The organism is Dictyobacter alpinus, from assembly GCF_003967575.1.
In the GTDB taxonomy this organism is placed as follows: Bacteria; Chloroflexota; Ktedonobacteria; order Ktedonobacterales; family Ktedonobacteraceae; genus Dictyobacter; species Dictyobacter alpinus.
On sequence record NZ_BIFT01000002.1, the window covers coordinates 382,689 to 400,166 of the forward strand.

Sequence of the window (17,478 nt, forward strand, 5' to 3'; positions counted from 1 at the left end):
GCTCCGTTTTTGTTTGATTTAGTATCGAAACTTTACTTGATCAGGCCGCCCTCCGCAAGGTTGGGGGCCTTTTGTCTAAATTAGTTTAAACGTCAAATTAAATGTTCGGGTAAAAATACGAGTAACTCTAAAAGGTACTCGTACTTTACTGTTCCTGCGGCTGCTTTGAAAGCTTGTACTCCTGTCAATCGCTTAAAAGCTTGTATAGAAGTCACATACTCTAGCTCTTGTTCCGAGATATCGAGATGCAAGTACTGCGCGTATAATCGCACGAGCACCTCTTCATTCTTCATTGCTAGAGGTCCATCAATGTCAAACAAAATCCTCGCTGCTTTGTCCATCTTCCACCACTCCTTGAGACATTAGGAAATAACAGTCCGCTTATATGTAGTGTAGGCGATATATACATTTCATACCCCTAAAACATCATACCTAGAATACACTTAAATTAACGAACTTGTCAATATGATAATACATGAATAGACATGTTCAATAATCAGATGGTATGATAAGAACATCTGAGAAAGACAGGCAAGGGGGCACTCCATGGCACGATTACGCATCAAGGAAATCGCACAGCAGCAAAACATGAGGCAAAATGCGCTAGCTCTCAAAAGTGGTGTAACAGAACAACTTTTAAATCGTTATTGGAACAACAATGTGCTCCGCGTGGATCTGACTGAACTCGAAAAGATTGCCTGCGCATTGGGCGTTGCGCCTGGGGACTTGATTGTGTCGGATCACAGGCAAGATATCAACATGTGACAGTTTCCTAGCATCACACATTCATCTGCAGCGTGCGCGTGTGACCTCGGATCGGGTATCACCTTCCCGTCCTCGCTGGCTTTCTGAGACAATCAAAAGTGCTTTGGTTAAGAGTTGTGGGTGTTTAATTATTTCCGAAACCACGCCCACCGACTACCCAGACGCACCTTTCTGGCTCACACATCATACCCACTCCGGCGATCCGGCCAGTCACATACACCCACCATGCTGGATAAACAGCAGCTATCAGTGTTTCAATCCTCGCCAATCCTAACTGGCAGGCGCAACACAATAACAACGACGGTTACTGATCCGACCGCAAACGTTTCAACCCTCGCCCGAACATCGGCGCCAATAAGCATTGGAAGTTCAGAGATGTCTCTTTGCCTAAAGCTGCTTTTCCTCCGGGCTCCATTCATACGTGCTGAACGTGCAATACTCACGGAAACCCAGGCGGCGATAGATATTGATGCCGAATGGCGAGGCGGTAAGTACCGCGACTCGATAGCCCTTCGACCGTGCCGCACGTGCTGCCATGATGGTCATTGCGCCACCAATCCCCTGCTGCCGCACTTCTGGAAGTGTGACAACATAATGAATGGCTGCCACATTCCCATCATAAAAAACACAAACAGTCGCCACTGGCTTCCCATCCAGTAGACCCAGGTAGAACTGCAGAGGACTAGCCAAACCAAGCGGTACACGTGTATAGCTAGCAATACATGTGCGTACAATCTCTTCTGGTACTGGGAACAACCAGACACGAATCCATTGTTCCAACAACGCATGATCAGTAACCGGAAGAATCGTGATATTTGAGTTGAGTGGAATATCTTCATTCAGTATTTGCAGATCTACGGCCATGCCCGGCTCATCTTCATCATGCCTCAGTCCGTGTGTGAGCAGGATATCACCAAAGTTCTTTGGGCGCGATGAAGGTCCCAAGTGCCACTGAAAACCATGATTGCATTGCGCAAAGTGATTACGGATGCGCTCAATCGTAGAGGGAAGTGTATCCTGTTGCAGATTTGTGTAAAGAACAGCATTGACAAGGCCGGACTCCGTCCAGAGCAGATTCGGCTCTTGGTGAAGTTGTCCGTGTGAGGAGGTACATAAAAAACTCTTATAAGTGATCATACTAGCGTCTATGGCAGCTGGAATGCTTGATGGATTGATGCTTTGTAACATTTTGCCCATAAATGTGGGAAATCCCTTTCTCTTACTTTTTGCTTACTGCTTGTCAGAGAGGCACAAGTCCTATTCGCGTTCGACAGTGAGACTTTTCTACCCCGTCCACCTCGTGCAATTTCAATCCTCGTCTGCTGGCTCAACGCTGCAACTAACTGCGGCCCCCTCCGCTACATCAAAGCAGAAGGGAAGCAGACAACACCTCCCTTGCGCCTCGCAGCCTTGCGCTCCTTCCTCATGAGAGTCTTGCCACGACGAGTCTGAAACGTGTACACGAGGGGCAAGCACACACCAAAGAGGGCGTAACTATGTTGTCTCATCTTGCCAGTAGAGATGGGCTTCCCCTCTCATTACCGCTTCTAGTTTGGCCGCTGTATCGGCTTTCATGAGGGGTGTATGGACCACCATCTGCCAATCAGGTCGCTCGGGAACCGCGAGGATGGTTTGTTGTAACGCAAGTGAGCCGACGAGCGGGTGATGGATTTCGCCAGAGCCGTTACATGTCAAGCGTATGTTGTGCTGGGGCCACCAGGCGCGAAACTCTGGACTGGCCTGTTGCAAATCGGCAATCAGCTCTGCTAACCATCGATCATCGGGGCACTGGTCACTCATCACACGGAAGCGCGCGATGCAACTGCGTGCCGCACGTTCCCAATGGACGAAGCGTTTTCGTGAAGAGGAGAGCACAAAAGTAAACCAGGCCACGTTGCGTTCTCGCTCTGAACGGCGAGGAAAGTTGCCAATGACCCGGCAAGCACTTTCATTCCACGCGATCACATTCAAACGTCGATCGAGCAGGTATGCCGGGCAGATGCCCATGGCATCAAGAATTGCCTGGTATGCCGAGTTCTGGATCTCCTGTTCCTGTGTCTCCAACAACAGCATTGGACCTCGTGCCAGGGTAAACAGATGGCAACGTTCTTCCTCATTCAATTGCAAGATGTCCGCAAGGCGTTCGAGAACTTGACTGGAGACCTGAATATTGCGACCTTGTTCAAGCCAGGTGTACCAGGAAATGCCCACTCCTACTAGTTGTGCAAGTTCTTCTCGTCTAAGCCCAGGGGTGTGCCGCGAAGGTTTCGTCGAGAGTCCAAACTGCTCTGGGTGCAGACGAGCGCGACGGGTTCGCAAAAAATCTGCCAGCCCCGCTCGGCGTTTCACATGCTCTGTCATACTGCCTATGTCCCTCATTGCTCTCACCAGTTACAACACATGATACCGAAAACTGTTACTTCCTACACCTATGATACAACACACTCCTGGTTTCGACGGCAATATTGCGCAATAATAGCCCTGGCAGACGGGAGAGTCCAGATGCCACAGAGATATGCAGTCAAATGAGAGCGAGAAAAAGTTTGCTCACAGGAAAGAAGAGAATCCAAGATGCAACAAGCAGATCATCCTCCCATCGCTGATACTCCACGCCCTCTCCATGATCGCATTGGGATATTTGTCGATGCGACCGATAGCAGAGATGCCCTCACCAAGATACGGAGGGCGGAGCAGGCAGGTGTTCAACAAGTCTGGGCGCAGGGTGCGGGAAACGCCGACCTTTTGACGCTCTTCGCGGTAGTCGCCACGCACACTGAGCGGATCAGACTTGGAACGGCGATTATTCCTACCTATCCGCGCCACCCCCTGGTGATGGCGCAGCAGGCACTTACCGTGCATGATGTTGCCCCTGGGCGTTTGCGGCTAGGGATTGGTCCTGGCAACCCGATGCTTATCGAGGACTGGTATGGTTTATCGCAAACTGCGCCTCTGCCGTATCTCAAAGAATACCTAGAGATTCTGCGCGGCGTTTTAGGGGATGGAGCCATTTCCTATCACGGAGCATTTTTCAATGTGGAACATAGCTCTCGGAATGCCTATGGGCCAACAACTCCACGGACAGCTTCGGTCCCTCTGCTTACCTCGGCAGTTGGCCCCAAAGCCTTCAAACTGGCAGGCGAGATCGCTGATGGCGCGATTTCCTGGATGTGCCCAATTCCCTATTTGTTGGAATCGGCACTCCCCGCGCTGCGTGCCGGAGCTAAGACGAAGAACCGCCCTACGCCTCCAGTCATTGCACATGTACGAGTTGCGCTGAGCACTGATGAGGCAAAAGTTCAGGCAAAAGCACGTCAAGGGGTGCAACTAGCGACACGCTTCGGTCCTTACGCTCGCATGTTCGCGAAAGCAGGCTTTCCTAAGGCGATAGATGGAGAGGAAAGGGAAGTAGATGCATTGGCACAAACGTTGGTGGTGAGTGGGGCAGAGTCAACCGTGCGCCATCGTCTGGAAGAACTTTTGATGAGCGGACTGGATGAACTGATGCTGCATCTGGTTCCCATTCGTGACGAGGCCAATGAACGAGAGCAGTTACTCCATCTCATCGGCTCTCTCCAAGCATGACCACCATCAGCAGGCAGAGAAAAGCAATGAAGAAGAGAGCGAACAAAAATACATGTATCATATCTAACGGTTGGGAGAATTTTGCCCATGACACAAGCCAACTGTCTGCAAAATTTTGTAATCATGCGGTGCCATAAGTGTCTCCAGACTACATTAGCAGAGTCCCTGCTTCCTATATATTCATGGTAATTTGGCTGAATGTGTAAGGACCTGATTTCAGCCAATTCACTAGGATGCTGTGTTCAATCTGCGTTGTGATGCATCGCTGTGCGAACATCAAGCCCTTAGTTTGCCAGAATTGTTGTACTCACCTTTCTTTGAGCGAGAATGGCCAGGTCTCTATCGAGAGGAACGAGCGACGTGTTCTTGAGATGAAAAAATTGGAAATACGCAAAGCACTAGAGCGTCATCACTTAAAATGCTTTGCGTACCTGTTTTCTGTCTATTTCACTGAAGATGAATCCATCTTCAGTGAAATGGTCATCTATTCCTGAGATGTGGCCAGGATCAATAGGCTGTTATAAGGCTTGTTCTCTCCACTGCTGAATGCTGTCCCAACCGTGTACTGAGCATAATCCCTCATATGCTCCACGATCAAAGCCTTTTCCTACTGGTCGTCGTGAGCCTGTGATATCGACATTAGGGGCTAGATGGGATGTACCACTATCGCGGGCCGGTGATTGAGGTCGTAAAGAGAAGTCTGCTTCGTTTAGACGAGAACTGGGATGAATAAAGAGCGGATCCGCAATGAGATCGTGTGCACCCATCTGGGCTGGAACGTTCCCATGATAATAAATATTGTAATCGTAGATAACATTGGTGTTGTTGGATGTGTCGTTGGTTGGTTTGCCAGGTCGAATGACGGCGATATTGTTGAAGATATTCACATTGTTACTCGAGCTGGCGAACAAAGATGCCCACGTAAGTTCCGGGCTGCGAGCATTATTCCAGACAGTGTTATTAATGATATCGACATTTTCACTACTAAAAGCATGGATGCCCGAACCGCCATTTTCAAATGCGAGATTATTGGCAACGAAGGTGCGCCCAACATAAGGGACGCCTTGAATCTGCTTATTTTTGGTATCATCGATAATGATACCATTGCCATCAGAGATTTTGTGCGTTACTGTCCAGGGAATATAGGACTGATTATCGAAGGAGATGTTTTGCAGCACAAAGTTTTTGTAGCCAGTTTTCTGATCGGTGTTCTGGAAGTGGAATGCTGAAATGCCACTATTGGCATAGACACTATACCAGGCATTGGAATAGGCAATATTGCGTTTCATTGTTATGTAGTCGGCTCTATCGGTATAGATACCGCCACCAGGACAATGATGCACAACATTTCCAATAATGCGAATGTGGTGAGGAATGGGGGCCGTCGCATTCGTAGGGCGTACACCGATACCATTGGCATTATACTTTGGATTTTTTGTATTCTGGTTGGCAAGGGCCTCGTCATAGGTATAGCTGGCGCTATTGCCTTCGATGGTAAGGCCAGCGATCGTGATATAGGAGGCACTTTCTACCAGTAGACTATTCCATGCGGCTGGTGAGACATGGATTTTGGGATGATGACCTGGGAATGCCCTGTAGGTAATATACGCGTTGGGAGCACCAGAACGGGTGATGACGGCTGCACCCTCGCTTGAAGTTTCACCATAGGTCCCATTCATGATATAGACGGTGTCACCAGGATTGGTGAGATCAGCGGCTTGCTGAATAGTTGGAAAAGGGCGATTGGGAGAGAGTCCGTCGTTTTTTGGAGAGGCGCCGGCCTTGATATAGTATTGCTTATGAGGACTATTTGCTGAAAGGGCCAGTGTGCTCTCGGTATGGGATAGAAGTGCATAGGCCGTTAAGCCCAGACTCCCGCTCGCCAGCGTTGCTAGCACAGCTCGACGTGTGTAGACGTCCTTACGGTTTTTCATGTTTTCTCCTTCATCCATGATGGGATGTCGACAATGACAAAACGAGTGACAATATGGTGTTTGAAACAACGTTTCTGTTCCACACAGGCTGGTCTCTATGATGTTTCCCCGGGATCACAACAACTGCCGATCCTATTGGCAGTATCCCATAAGGACATGCCGTCATGTATAATTTATGATGACGTGAAGTCCTGGGAAGGATTCCTTGAATATTCAAATGATAAAGACGGTGTTTGGTTGAATATTCCTATTTCCCGCGTGCGCTTTTCATATTGTGAAACACCATTTCATATTTAAAAGTATAAGAGAAGAGGATGTGCCTGTCAAGGAAAGTACCAAAAAGTTTAGAGCGTTGTTGTGTGCTTCTTTGTAGCGTCTGTAGCCTCGGATTGAATGGAGAGGGGTGCGTGCTGCTCATGGGTACGCCAGTAGCGCTTGCACCTCTCACAGGAAATGGTTCTCAGGACAAGATAGATTGGTTTATGCTGAAATCTGGACTGCCTGTCCCGTGCGGAGGGACGTACGCACTGCGTCTACGACTTTCATCTCATGAAGAGCAGTGTTTCCCGTTGCAATGGGGTCTGTATTGGTAAGGATGCACGTGCTAAAGTGTTCTACTTCCCGTAAATAGTTATAATAGTGTGGTAGTCCTGCTGGCACCACATTATGGACCATATGTTCCGCGATCTCTTGCTGGCCAGGGAGCCAGAGATCTACCAGAAGATGCCCCTGGGTTTTCTGACTAATATGGTCGGTGAGTGTTAGACGTCCCTGCGTTCCTTCTAATTCAATATATGACGAGCTAAACGTAAATGACGCCTCGATGACTCCAGGAATACCTTCTTTTGAGAGGAATGTCCAGAGCACCGTATCATATTCTGTCTTGCCATGAAGTTGGCGTACCGTCCCAGTTGCAGAAAGGTGTTGTATCGATAAGCTAGCCAGATCACGCAACGTGAAAATGGAATAGACCGCGACATCCATGAGTGGTCCGCCGCCATGCTGTGGATCAAGACGCCAGGCAGCCGCAGGAGAGACACTTTCTGGTTGGATCACATAGGAATGACGCCCACGGACCGCGGTAATTGTCCCCAGGGCTCCTGTCCCGATCAGCAACTTTGCCATCTGATACGAAGGATTAAACAAGGTCATATAGGCCACCATGAGTTTGACTCCTGCCCGTTCGGCAGCATCTACCATCTGCTGTCCCTCTTCAGCAGTCAGGGCCATTGGCTTCTCCGTCAGAATATGTTTCCCGGCCGCAGCCGCGGCAATGGTCTGGGAGGCGTGGAGAAAGTTGGGTGTGGCGATATAGACAGCCTGAACATCTGCATCCCTGAGCAAATCTTCCATGTGTGTATAGCACCTGGCATCAGGATACGTTTTGGAGGCTTGCTCAAGGCGACTGTGATCGGGATCAGAGAGCGCGACCAGTTGTGCGTTTGCTGCCTGTGCTAATGCAGGCATGACTTTGTCATAGGCAATCTGCCCACAGCCTATGACTCCCCAGCGTATGACATGATTTGTCGCAACCATATAGAGATCCTTTCTCGCTTCCACGATCCCTTTGTTCATGGAAGCCTGCTTTTCCATCGTTTCAGAGAAAGCATTGACCTGACAGATTGGATGTATCAATGCTGTTGAGCAAGCCAATCTACCATATACTCAACGCAACTGTGTACAGCACTATCCTCATCTCCTTCATCCAAATCCATCTCTACCGCTAGCACCAGCCGTTCTCGTTTCGTTGAAATGATTCGTAGTTCCTCAAGCACGGGCTTGAAGGGAACTAATCCCTGACCAATGGGAACACTCACATACACACCATCACGCAGAATATAATCTCGCACATGGGCATGATACGTATAGGCTGCCATTTTTTGTGTCGCCTCAAGAGGATCCTCACCAAGGAGTAGCCAGTTGCCAGTATCACTATGCAAGCCGACATTTTTGTGTCTGATTTTCGTAAAGATTTCAAGAAAATCATCGCTTGTAAAGAAATCATAATTTTCAGTGGTGACAATCAGCCCATATTCTTGAGCAGCTTTAGCCAATCTGCTCACCTGCTCGACCGCCAGACGTATACGACCTTCGCGTGTTACGCGTCCGCCATAAGTAAAATAGTAAAGAGCTAAAGGAGAACCAAGGCGTTGAGCTACTTTGAGGTTATATATGGCCTCTAAAAGAGGTGGCTCGGACAACTCACGATCTGCGTGCAGAACCAATGTTCCTACGATGACCGTTGGCAAAATATGGAGCTGCTCAAAGCGAGCCTTCAACGCATCTAGATATGCGGGCTCCTTGCTTGCCAGCTGGCCCACGCTAAAATCAAGCGCTAGTGGCTGAATATGAAACTCTTGTGAGATTGGTACCACTTTATCTAACAGCGTGTCAATCGCTGGGTGAGGCGTAACCTTACGTAACTGACGACGGTAAGAGTCTCCTAATATACCAGGTACAAGTGACATCGTTTCCTCTTTCTCTCTACAGCTGTTTTAGCTCTTGTAAACGTGAATGGAGATAAGCCATATCCGCGCGATAGTATGCCAGGGCCTGCTCGACCGGGACATGTGGTTCCACGGTGATATAACCTGTATACCCATCCTTTACCAGACGACGCAAAATACCATCAGCGTTGGCCACGCCATCTGTAATGGTGGTATAGCCGATATGGGCATTTATTGTGTCGCGTAGTGTTCCACCACAATGATCACCTGGACGATATTGGGGATCATAGCGGCACCCACCTTTGAGATGCACATAGCGAATATGCTCTTTCAAGATTTCATAGGCCCTTGGGAAAGGTTCTTCATTCGCCTGATAGTAGTTGCAAGGATCATAAGAGGTCCCAAAATATGGAGAATTGATGTGTTTCAGTATGGCTTTCAAGCCTTCAGCAGTACCTGAGGCATCATGTGCCTCATTCTCTAGTGCAACCATAATATTTTTGCTAGCGGCATAATCAACCACGGGTCGCATAAACTCAACAAAAAAGTCTGGTGAGAACCCTTCGAGGTAACAATTGACAAGACTGGATCCAAGCACAGCAGCAGCATCAACGGTAGCGATAAGTGCTTTCGTGGCATAAGCTAGTCCTTCTTCGCTCGCCTTTTTGATCGCCATGCCACCAATCGTCACGCAGGCAACACGTATTTGCCGAGCTTGTAGTAAGTCCCGTACTTGTTCTATATCTTTCCCCTCATAGCGTGCGCGTTCCTCCGAAGTCGCGCCACCGGGAATATTTTCGGGCCAGAGATCAATAGCATCGACCTCTAAAGAACGAAAAATGTCAATAATAGATGATAGATCGTGCGTATGAGAAAGAAGTTGACCTGATATCGCCAGTTTCAAAATAGAAGCCTTTCTAGATATTAAAATTTCATACTGCCCGTGGCCATACTTGACTGAATGGGACGACTTAGCAAAAGATACACAATAAGTGGAGGCCAGATGGCAATACAGATAGCACCAAGTAGTTCTCCCCAATAGGTAGTGTAGGTGCCCTGGAACATAGCCAGTCCAAGAGGAACCGTATAGTTATCGGCGGAACGCAAGTACACCAGAGGGAAGAGGAAATCATTCCAGATCCAGAGTGAATAGACTACTGCGATAGTAGCGAATGCTGATCTGGTCATTGGTAATACTACCTGCCAGAGAATAGTCATTCGTCCAGCGCCATCGATGCGTGCCGCATCTTCAATATCTTTGGGCACAGCCAGAAAGCTTGCTCGTAAAAACAGGACGGCAAAGGGTGCCCAACTCCAGTACTGAAAGATGAGCGACAGTAACGTATCGTTGAGATTTAAGAAGGACATTTGGATAAAAGAAGGAAGCACAACCATTTGAGCTGGAACCATTTGCCCCACGAGAAACACGATAAAGAGGATCCGCTTGCCGGGAAAATTCAGGCGAGCGAAGGCATAGGCGGCAGCTCCTTCAAAAACGAGGATCCCCAGTACTGAAATTGTTGTGACAATCACACTGTTGATGTACGATGAGCCAAATTGTGCGAACTGCCATGCATCAACAATATTTGATAGATCAAAGGAAACTGGCAACGCAAACGGCTGGCGAAAAATATCTCCTGTCGGCTTGAAAACACTATACGTCATCCAAATTAATGGAGCGAGCATAAAAGCCGCTACAACGATGAGGATGATATATGAGAGATAACGAGCAAAGGGTGTATACAGCGAAAACTTCATCAATCCCTCCCTCCTTTCGTGCGTTAAAAGCTGGACTCTTCCGCATGGGTAAAATGAAGCTGTAAGATGGCAAAGACAAAGATGATCACAAAGAGAATGACTCCGATGGCATTGCCATAACCAACCTGGTTACCAGCGAAAGCGCTTTCATACAGGTAGGTCACAAGGACATCTGAAGCATGATAAGGACCTCCTGAGGTGAGGATGTAGACAGTGTCGAAAAGTCGAAATGCTGAAATGACACCAAGAAGTACAATCACTGCAGCGACTGGACGGATTATTGGCAACACAATGTTCCATAAAATCGTGCGTTGCGAAGCCCCATCAACGAGCGCTGCCTCACAAATCTCTCCAGGTACCTGTTTTAATGCCGATAAAAACAGCAACATGCTAAAGCCGATGTTTTGCCAGATAAATGTCACAACGACAGCTGGTAAGGCAAATACAGAGCTTCCTAGCCATGGCTGGGCAAGGCCTGGCAGATTGATGCCACGTAGAAAAGCATTGATCAAGCCAATAGAAGGACTAAATAGGAATATCGCTAACATACCAAGCGCGACTGAAGAGATTACAACCGGGGCGAAAAAGACAATCCTGAATATCTGTGCCCCTGAAATCCCTGCATGGATGATTGCAGCCAGTAAGAAAGCTCCTCCGCACTGAAAAACAACGACGGCAATGCCGACGAAGAGATTGTTTCGCAGTGATGACCAGAAGATAGGATCTTGAATGATCTGCCTGAAATTCTGCGTACCTATAAAAGAGGCGTCACTGGCATTGATACCATTCCATTGGAACAGGCTTATCAAAAAAGCCCCAAGAATAGGAAGAAACTGGAAACCAAGGTAGAAAAAGGCTGCTGGTAGCAATAATCCATATGCTGTCAATATCTCTGCACTTCGACTGGCACGACGCTTTCTCTGAGGTCTCTTCTGTTCTTTTCCTGTGCCTTTTGACAATTCGGCACATGAATCGAGCGATAAAGATGATTTCACCATGTTTCTCCCTCCTGTGATGTGACAGGCAAGAGAACCTCTGTTCTCCTGCCTGGATACGCTGCTGTGCTATTGAAGAAGAACATATTAAGCACCACCAGTTGCCATTGTGTCGTTTTCTAATTGCTGTAACAGTTTTGTTGGGGATAACGAACCTGTGAGCAGAGCAGTGCTGCCTTGCCAGATATATTTTGTATACAGATCAACCTTGACCGCCTCATCATTGTAGAGGACCGCGCCATTATTACCAGCATGGGTAAGCATGGAGTTCATAGTATCAAAGATGGTTTTAATCTTTGCATCAACCTTCACCTTGTCAGTCTCATACTTGTAGGGCATGGGTTGATTCATGTTCTCAACCATAAAGAGGACCGTATCTGGCCGCGTAAAGAAAAGGAGAAACTTTTGTACAAGATCCCATGGAGCATTTTTCCCTACCAGTAAACTGGTATTGGCAATCGTAACATCGCTTTGTTTGCCTGGATAGCCTGGTAGTGAGGGAAATAGAATCAATCCTGGCTGAAAATCTGGTGTTTGACTGAGAATAGTATTCATGAGCCAGCCTCCCATCTCATGCCAACCTGACTGTCCACTTAAGAACTGAGCATCAGCTGTTGCCGATGCCTCGCCAAGATAACCAGGCTGAAAATAAGGCTTAAGATCAATGAATTTTTGAAATGCCTCGGTGACGGCAGCATCGGTCCATTTGGGGTTTGCAGGTTGTTTGGCCAGGACTGTACGATTATACAGTGTTGACGTAGCATTGTTGCCAAGTGTGCGTTGAACAAGATCATTCAAATAGTGACCACCAGGCCAGAGATCCTTGGCCCCATAGTAGATAGGCGTACCGCCTTTGGCTTTGAGTGTTTGAAGTTGCTGCATCCAATCATCCCAGCTATGCACCTGTGTGCCGTCCAGGCCGTACTTTTTGAGATAATCAGGATTAAACCAGAGAATATTTCCGACATTGACACCGCCGGAAATTCCCCAGATCTTGTTATGTAACTCCATGCCTGTGGTAGTCCCGGCCAGGCCACGTACCTCAATCTGATCTTTATAAAATGAGGTGAGATCACGTAAGACGCCAGCATTAGCAAGATTGTATACTTCAGGACCTGCGATATTGGTCGCAATATCAGGAGGGGAGCTGGAAGCAAAGGCGGTTCGTACTGCAGGTTGATAGGTATCGCCACTATTGGGTCGAACATCATTTTTGATTTTGACACCAGCGTTTTCTTGCTCGAACTTTGTAAAGAGCGTCGTCATTGTTTTCCTGGCAACAGGATCGGACCAGCGATTTGTAATGGTGAGTGTGGTTGTTTTTGCTGCATCGCTCTTGATAAACGTTCCACAGGATACAAGGGTTGGTGCCACTACCGAAGCCAATGTGGCTGCACCTCCGATTTTTAATACTTCTCTACGAGATAGAGAGGATAACGTCTGTTCACGCGGTGGATTTTTTGTAGGCCTGGCGGATGAGGTGGGTATCATTAGTTTATCTCTCCTTCAAGAAATGACACAATACCAAAATCAGCAATGATTATCATTTGCGCCCATAAACATACTGAAAAGTACTCGAGAACACGCTCCCCCTTTTCGCAATTGTACTTGAACCATGTTTGGATAAGATGAACACATAATGACATCCTGTCGTCTGTCGATGAAGAAGACATGACGTCATGTGGCCACTTCGCATGAGAATACAGGTAGTAAACCATTATTGTGTTCATGAACTCGGTATTTTTTCTGCTTACCTATGGATGGGTACTTGCTCTTGTGTGAGTATCGATACTATGAGTACGGTATCCCAACTTCTGAGATATTTGTCTTGCCGCTTGAATGACAAGGTGACGCAATTCTTCGTTTCTTTCTGTCAGGGATGTAGCAGGATAAGAAACACTCACAGTAGCAATACATTCTTTTTGATGGTTGAAGACGGGTGCATCAATACATAAAACTCCTGGAATGTGTTCTTCCCGATCAAGGGCATATCCTTGTTGGCGAATGATCTCCATTTCTTTCTGTAAGGCATCTCTATCGGCAATCGTATTTGGCGTAAATTGTTTCAGCGGTTCACTTGCCAATATGTCTGCGAATTGCCTGGCTGGAAGATAGGCGAGCTGGAGTTTTCCCGATGATGTCGCATAGAGTTCAGAGCCACCAGAAGGGCTACGTCGTGCTTGAACAGGCCTGGTGCCGGTTAATTCTATCAGTGGGACAATCTGGCGGTTGTTTAAAACATTTAAATAGGTTGTTTCGCCCGAGAGATCTCTCAACTCACGCACAATATCTGAGCTCGCTGAAAAGAGGTCTGTTTGTGATAAGAACATCATTGCGAGACCAATGAATTGATAGCCAAGTTTGTATGCGCCCGTCTGCTCATGCTGATCCACAAAACCACGCTGTTTCAATGTATCCAGGAGATGATGAGCTGTGCTGCTATTGATCTGCAAACTCCTGGCAATTTCATTGAGTTGCATCCCGGCTGACTCGGGTGCCAGGACCTGTAAGATATCGATGGCTTTATCAACCGATTTAATATGGCCTCGTGCTTGTGTCTCTTCCACCTGACTGCCTTTCATATTGTGAAATACCATTTCATATTCAGAAGTATAATGAATTGAAATGGCTTTGTCAAGGGGATATACAAAGAAAGCGCTGGTGTGATGAATGTACGAAGCATTCATCACACCAGCGCTCTTCCTGATACACGTCTTCTCGTGCTTCAGTCCTTTTTTGCTTTCATGTCAATATAGAGAGTTTTTTCTTCTATATGGAGGGGATACAGGCGTAAGTGTCGCTTGTCGACAGGAGATGAGCCGCTTAACAGGTCAAATTCCCAGCCGTGCCAGGGACAGAACAATATTTCTCCTTCACGACCCCATGTGAACTCACCCGGTGGTGATGGCAATGTCGTGCCACCGACGCGTCCCTGACAGATTGGTGCATAGGCATGGGGACAGATATTGAGTACCGCCCGATACATTCCATGAACATTAAAAATGCCAATAGATTTTCCTTCAACTTCAACCAGTTTGCGCTCACCTGGCGCTATCTCATCGATGTGTGCGACTGCATAGACATGCGGTCTATCGGATATCTTTTCAGTCATGCAGTGCTCCCAACCCATAGAGCTCACTTGCAGTCTGCCCCATGATTCTGGGGCGAACAGCAGCTGGAAAGACACGTCCGGCAAAATCTGGCATATCACTATCCCAGTGGGGGAAATCGCTGGAGAACATGAGCATCTGCGAGACAGCAAACATCTCAAAGATTGCTGTGAGATGTCCCGGATGTTCTGGTTCTTCAAGGGGTTGAGTGGTGAGCAAGACATGTTCGCGAATAATGTCACTGGGAAGTCGATCAAGCCAGGGCATCGTCATCCGTAATGCCTTCCAGTTTTTGTCTAGCCGCCAGAGAATGGCCGGTAACCATGAGACTCCTCCCTCGATAAGCACAAATTTGAGCGACGGAAAGCGTACAAAGACGCCTTCTGCAATCAAGCTGATCAGATGAGCAATATAGCCACCAACAAGCCCGGTATGCCATTCAAAATAGTTGGATGGATAGCCGACCGCCGTTGGAGGGGCAGACATTCCGGATCCCTCAGCACCTGGATGAATAGCAATGGGAAGCTGGTGTGCTACGGCCGCTTCATAGATAGGATAGAAAAAACGATTCCCATACGCAATGCGCGAAGCACTGGGCATCAAGATCTGTACCAGGCCGGGATGATCCCCCAGGCGATGTATTTCTTTTGCCGCAAGCAGCGGATCCCCAGGAGAAACGAGGAGCGATGCACGCAGGCGTGTATCAACGGGTAACCAATCATGCACGATAACGTCATTGGTCGCAGCAAGAAGGGCCGCCGCATAGTCTAACTCCGGAGATGTCCCGATCGATAAAGAATTACTTGGATTCAGAACGCCATAGTCAATCTGATACGCATCGAGAAAATGCTGGGCGAGATGCTCGGCACTACTTTCAATTCGTGTTCCATCTGCAATCACCGCATCCTTGCGCATCACCCCATTAGGATTCCAATATCCCAGGCCACCTGGGCCACGATTGCCATCCGCCAGACGGGTTCGCCAGGGTTCAGGCAGAAAATGTTGGATACGTTTGGTGTTTAGCACCGGATGGATGTCGGCGTCAATCAGTAAATCTATCTTTTTGCTCATGTGGATGGGTTACCTCTACACTTTTGATAGAAAATGCTTTCTGAAGAGTGATCTAAATAACAGTTGTTGTGCACTCTACCCATCACCCATATCAGTTTGATGAGTAGAGCGATTTTTTATAGTGTGGTTATTTTTTTACCTGTGGCTCTAATTCTTTTCTGATCTGATCTCCTCCTTGTTTCCGCCAATCCTGGACCATCGTGTCGATTGAGCTCAGAGGATCTGTTCCCCTCAAGATACGCAGAATACGATCATCGAGCATTTCTCCCAATACTCCACCTTGTTTTACCGATGTTGGTGAATATGCGTTTACTGCAGGATTGGACACACCAATCGCCAATAATTTTTTTGTATCTTCCTGCATCTGAATGCCAAGCTCTGGTTCGGTAGGATAATAGTAGGTAAAAGGCCCACCAGCGATAGTGACCAGATCCTGAATCTCTTTGGTACCATTATCCGTAAGCGTACGGATGCCCTTTTTCACACTACTATCCCAACCATCGATACCATAGAGCAGGTAGTTTGACTCCATACTAAAAGTTGGTGCGGCGAGATAATCAAGGATACGTAGGAGTTCTGTCACCCGTCCTTGATCACTCACAGATGAAGGAATGCCAGTATAGCCAAAGAAGCCGGTTCCTAGATTATGTGAACCTTTTCCACCATCAGCCCCAAAGGGAATGAGCGTTCCCACATCAATGGAAGGATTCATTTTTTTTGTCAGGCGTCGCAAGAGGGGGATGCCATTCAGTCCAGCGACATACATGCCAGTCTTTCCACCTGTAAAGTTTTGTTGGAGTTTCAGCCCTGCTTGCGCGGTCACATCAGGATAGAAGTAGCCTGCTGCAAACGCCTGACGCATCATGTCAATTGCTTGCTTGTATTCATCTGTCTCGATGAAGTATGTCAGATGTCCATCAGGCTCTCGTCGCCATTGATTAGGCACACGATGCATGTTCATGAAGCCGATATGGCTTGCAACGCCATTAGGCGCGATCCCCATCGCCCATGACTCGCTTCCTCCTGGTTTGTTTTTACTGAAGGCCCGCATTAATGCCAGAAAATCTTTCCCATTCTTTGGATCATCCAGCCCGAGCTTTTGCGCCCAATCTCTGCGATAGGCCAGGACATTTCCAGTTAAGATACGTGGCCGAGGAACACCATAGAGTTTGCCGTTAAAACGAGCGTTGTTCCAGATAGCTGGAGAGATACGGGCTAGATTAGGAAATTCTTTGAGGGCATCGCCACGTAACATGGAAGTCAGGTCCGTAAAGGCTCCCTGTTGAATGGCCTGAGGGAGGGCTGGTGAGAGGTCGGGATTCAACCAGAAAAGTTCTGGCAAGTTTCCACTGGCCAGCAGCGTACTTACCTTCTCACGATAGACATCCGGGCTGGTCGCAAAGGTGACGTTCCACTTTACATTCAACCGTTTTTCCAGTTCCAGCCAGTATTTGTTTTTATCATGGGTCAGAGGGAGCGTAAAATAGGTTAAGGTGAACGCATTGATTGATTTCCCGCTACCCGGTACATAGGAGACTGACTGATATTCTGGTAATGGTGCGGTATATGCATCAGGGATATTGGGATCACCCGAAGGGAAATAGGTCTTGCCAATGGCGTTGGTAACAGCTGCGGTCGCCTGGGCTGGTGGGACTGTTGGTTGTGAGGTAATCTTCGTGCGCGCTGTTGTGGACGGATCGGTTGCACATCCCACGAGGAGCATTCCTCCTGTGGCTAACGCAGCCGTGTGCAGAAATGTACGACGACTGTATGAGGGAGATGGAGTTGTCTGTGCGTTTTCAGCATGATCCATGTT

The 17,478-nt window shown here is 47.9% G+C and carries 16 protein-coding genes; 2 read left to right on the forward strand and 14 right to left on the reverse strand.

The annotated features are described in order from the left end of the window. Positions 1-92: 92 nt before the first annotated feature. A complete protein-coding gene (locus EL633_RS23770) occupies positions 93-341 on the reverse strand; it encodes a hypothetical protein (RefSeq protein ID WP_126629780.1) in 249 nt (82 codons plus the stop codon). 205 nt (positions 342-546) lie between these two features. Here EL633_RS23770 and EL633_RS23775 point away from each other — a divergent pair, with 205 nt between their 5' ends. Next, positions 547-765, forward strand: coding sequence for a helix-turn-helix domain-containing protein (locus EL633_RS23775; RefSeq protein WP_126629781.1), 219 nt, complete (start codon positions 547-549; stop codon positions 763-765). A 387-nt stretch (positions 766-1,152) separates the two neighbouring features. Here the strand turns inward: EL633_RS23775 and EL633_RS23780 are convergent, their stop codons facing one another. Beyond that, entirely contained in the window at positions 1,153-1,962 is an 810-nt protein-coding gene (locus EL633_RS23780) for a GNAT family N-acetyltransferase (RefSeq protein ID WP_126629782.1), read from the reverse strand. Positions 1,963-2,259: 297 nt separating this feature from the next. Beyond that, positions 2,260-3,126, reverse strand: a complete 867-nt coding sequence (locus EL633_RS23785; RefSeq protein ID WP_126629783.1) for a helix-turn-helix transcriptional regulator — start codon at positions 3,124-3,126, stop codon at positions 2,260-2,262. Positions 3,127-3,336: 210 nt separating this feature from the next. Between EL633_RS23785 and EL633_RS23790 the strand changes: the two genes are divergently transcribed. Then, the gene (locus EL633_RS23790; protein ID WP_126629784.1) at positions 3,337-4,347 is read left to right on the forward strand and encodes an LLM class flavin-dependent oxidoreductase; all 1,011 of its coding nucleotides are present in this window, start codon (positions 3,337-3,339) and stop codon (positions 4,345-4,347) included. Positions 4,348-4,865: 518 nt separating this feature from the next. Here the strand turns inward: EL633_RS23790 and EL633_RS23795 are convergent. The 11 genes from EL633_RS23795 to EL633_RS23845 form a co-directional block, all read right to left on the reverse strand. Beyond that, complete coding sequence (locus EL633_RS23795) at positions 4,866-6,281, reverse strand: right-handed parallel beta-helix repeat-containing protein (RefSeq protein WP_126629785.1); 1,416 nt, start codon at positions 6,279-6,281, stop codon at positions 4,866-4,868. 480 nt (positions 6,282-6,761) lie between these two features. Continuing rightward, positions 6,762-7,817 (reverse strand): Gfo/Idh/MocA family protein, encoded by a 1,056-nt coding sequence (locus EL633_RS23800; protein ID WP_161982384.1) that lies wholly within the window; start codon positions 7,815-7,817, stop codon positions 6,762-6,764. A gap of 95 nt (positions 7,818-7,912) precedes the next feature. Beyond that, on the reverse strand, positions 7,913-8,749 hold the full coding sequence (locus EL633_RS23805) for a sugar phosphate isomerase/epimerase family protein (protein WP_126629787.1): 837 nt from the start codon (positions 8,747-8,749) through the stop codon (positions 7,913-7,915). A 16-nt stretch (positions 8,750-8,765) separates the two neighbouring features. Beyond that, on the reverse strand, positions 8,766-9,632 hold the full coding sequence (locus tag EL633_RS23810; protein ID WP_161982385.1) for a sugar phosphate isomerase/epimerase family protein: 867 nt from the start codon (positions 9,630-9,632) through the stop codon (positions 8,766-8,768). 20 nt (positions 9,633-9,652) lie between these two features. After that, a complete protein-coding gene (locus EL633_RS23815) occupies positions 9,653-10,486 on the reverse strand; it encodes a carbohydrate ABC transporter permease (RefSeq protein ID WP_126629789.1) in 834 nt (277 codons plus the stop codon). Between the two features lie 23 nt (positions 10,487-10,509). Next, a complete protein-coding gene (locus EL633_RS23820) occupies positions 10,510-11,484 on the reverse strand; it encodes a carbohydrate ABC transporter permease (protein ID WP_126629790.1) in 975 nt (324 codons plus the stop codon). Between the two features lie 84 nt (positions 11,485-11,568). Beyond that, entirely contained in the window at positions 11,569-12,972 is a 1,404-nt protein-coding gene (locus EL633_RS23825; protein ID WP_126629791.1) for an ABC transporter substrate-binding protein, read from the reverse strand. Between the two features lie 263 nt (positions 12,973-13,235). Beyond that, a complete protein-coding gene (locus tag EL633_RS23830; RefSeq protein ID WP_161982386.1) occupies positions 13,236-14,048 on the reverse strand; it encodes an IclR family transcriptional regulator in 813 nt (270 codons plus the stop codon). Between the two features lie 158 nt (positions 14,049-14,206). Then, a complete protein-coding gene (locus EL633_RS23835; protein ID WP_161982387.1) occupies positions 14,207-14,593 on the reverse strand; it encodes a Rieske (2Fe-2S) protein in 387 nt (128 codons plus the stop codon). Then, the gene (locus EL633_RS23840; RefSeq protein WP_126629794.1) at positions 14,586-15,662 is read right to left on the reverse strand and encodes an amidohydrolase family protein; all 1,077 of its coding nucleotides are present in this window, start codon (positions 15,660-15,662) and stop codon (positions 14,586-14,588) included. Before EL633_RS23840 ends, EL633_RS23835 begins: the two co-directional genes overlap by 8 nt. A 127-nt stretch (positions 15,663-15,789) precedes the next feature. Further along, complete coding sequence (locus EL633_RS23845) at positions 15,790-17,475, reverse strand: extracellular solute-binding protein (RefSeq protein ID WP_126629795.1); 1,686 nt, start codon at positions 17,473-17,475, stop codon at positions 15,790-15,792. Positions 17,476-17,478 lie beyond the last annotated feature (3 nt).

Excerpts from the sequence above, each read along its gene's own strand:
- EL633_RS23770 (WP_126629780.1), bottom strand. The coding sequence starts at position 341 with ATGGACAAAGCAGCGAGGATTTTGTTTGACATTGATGGACCTCTAGCA.
- EL633_RS23775 (WP_126629781.1), top strand. The coding sequence starts at position 547 with ATGGCACGATTACGCATCAAGGAAATCGCACAGCAGCAAAACATGAGG.
- EL633_RS23780 (WP_126629782.1), bottom strand. The coding sequence starts at position 1,962 with ATGGGCAAAATGTTACAAAGCATCAATCCATCAAGCATTCCAGCTGCC.
- EL633_RS23785 (WP_126629783.1), bottom strand. The coding sequence starts at position 3,126 with ATGACAGAGCATGTGAAACGCCGAGCGGGGCTGGCAGATTTTTTGCGA.
- EL633_RS23790 (WP_126629784.1), top strand. The coding sequence starts at position 3,337 with ATGCAACAAGCAGATCATCCTCCCATCGCTGATACTCCACGCCCTCTC.
- EL633_RS23795 (WP_126629785.1), bottom strand. The coding sequence starts at position 6,281 with ATGAAAAACCGTAAGGACGTCTACACACGTCGAGCTGTGCTAGCAACG.
- EL633_RS23800 (WP_161982384.1), bottom strand. The coding sequence starts at position 7,817 with ATGGTTGCGACAAATCATGTCATACGCTGGGGAGTCATAGGCTGTGGG.
- EL633_RS23805 (WP_126629787.1), bottom strand. The coding sequence starts at position 8,749 with ATGTCACTTGTACCTGGTATATTAGGAGACTCTTACCGTCGTCAGTTA.
- EL633_RS23815 (WP_126629789.1), bottom strand. The coding sequence starts at position 10,486 with ATGAAGTTTTCGCTGTATACACCCTTTGCTCGTTATCTCTCATATATC.
- EL633_RS23820 (WP_126629790.1), bottom strand. The coding sequence starts at position 11,484 with ATGGTGAAATCATCTTTATCGCTCGATTCATGTGCCGAATTGTCAAAA.
- EL633_RS23825 (WP_126629791.1), bottom strand. The coding sequence starts at position 12,972 with ATGATACCCACCTCATCCGCCAGGCCTACAAAAAATCCACCGCGTGAA.
- EL633_RS23835 (WP_161982387.1), bottom strand. The coding sequence starts at position 14,593 with ATGACTGAAAAGATATCCGATAGACCGCATGTCTATGCAGTCGCACAC.
- EL633_RS23840 (WP_126629794.1), bottom strand. The coding sequence starts at position 15,662 with ATGAGCAAAAAGATAGATTTACTGATTGACGCCGACATCCATCCGGTG.
- EL633_RS23845 (WP_126629795.1), bottom strand. The coding sequence starts at position 17,475 with ATGGATCATGCTGAAAACGCACAGACAACTCCATCTCCCTCATACAGT.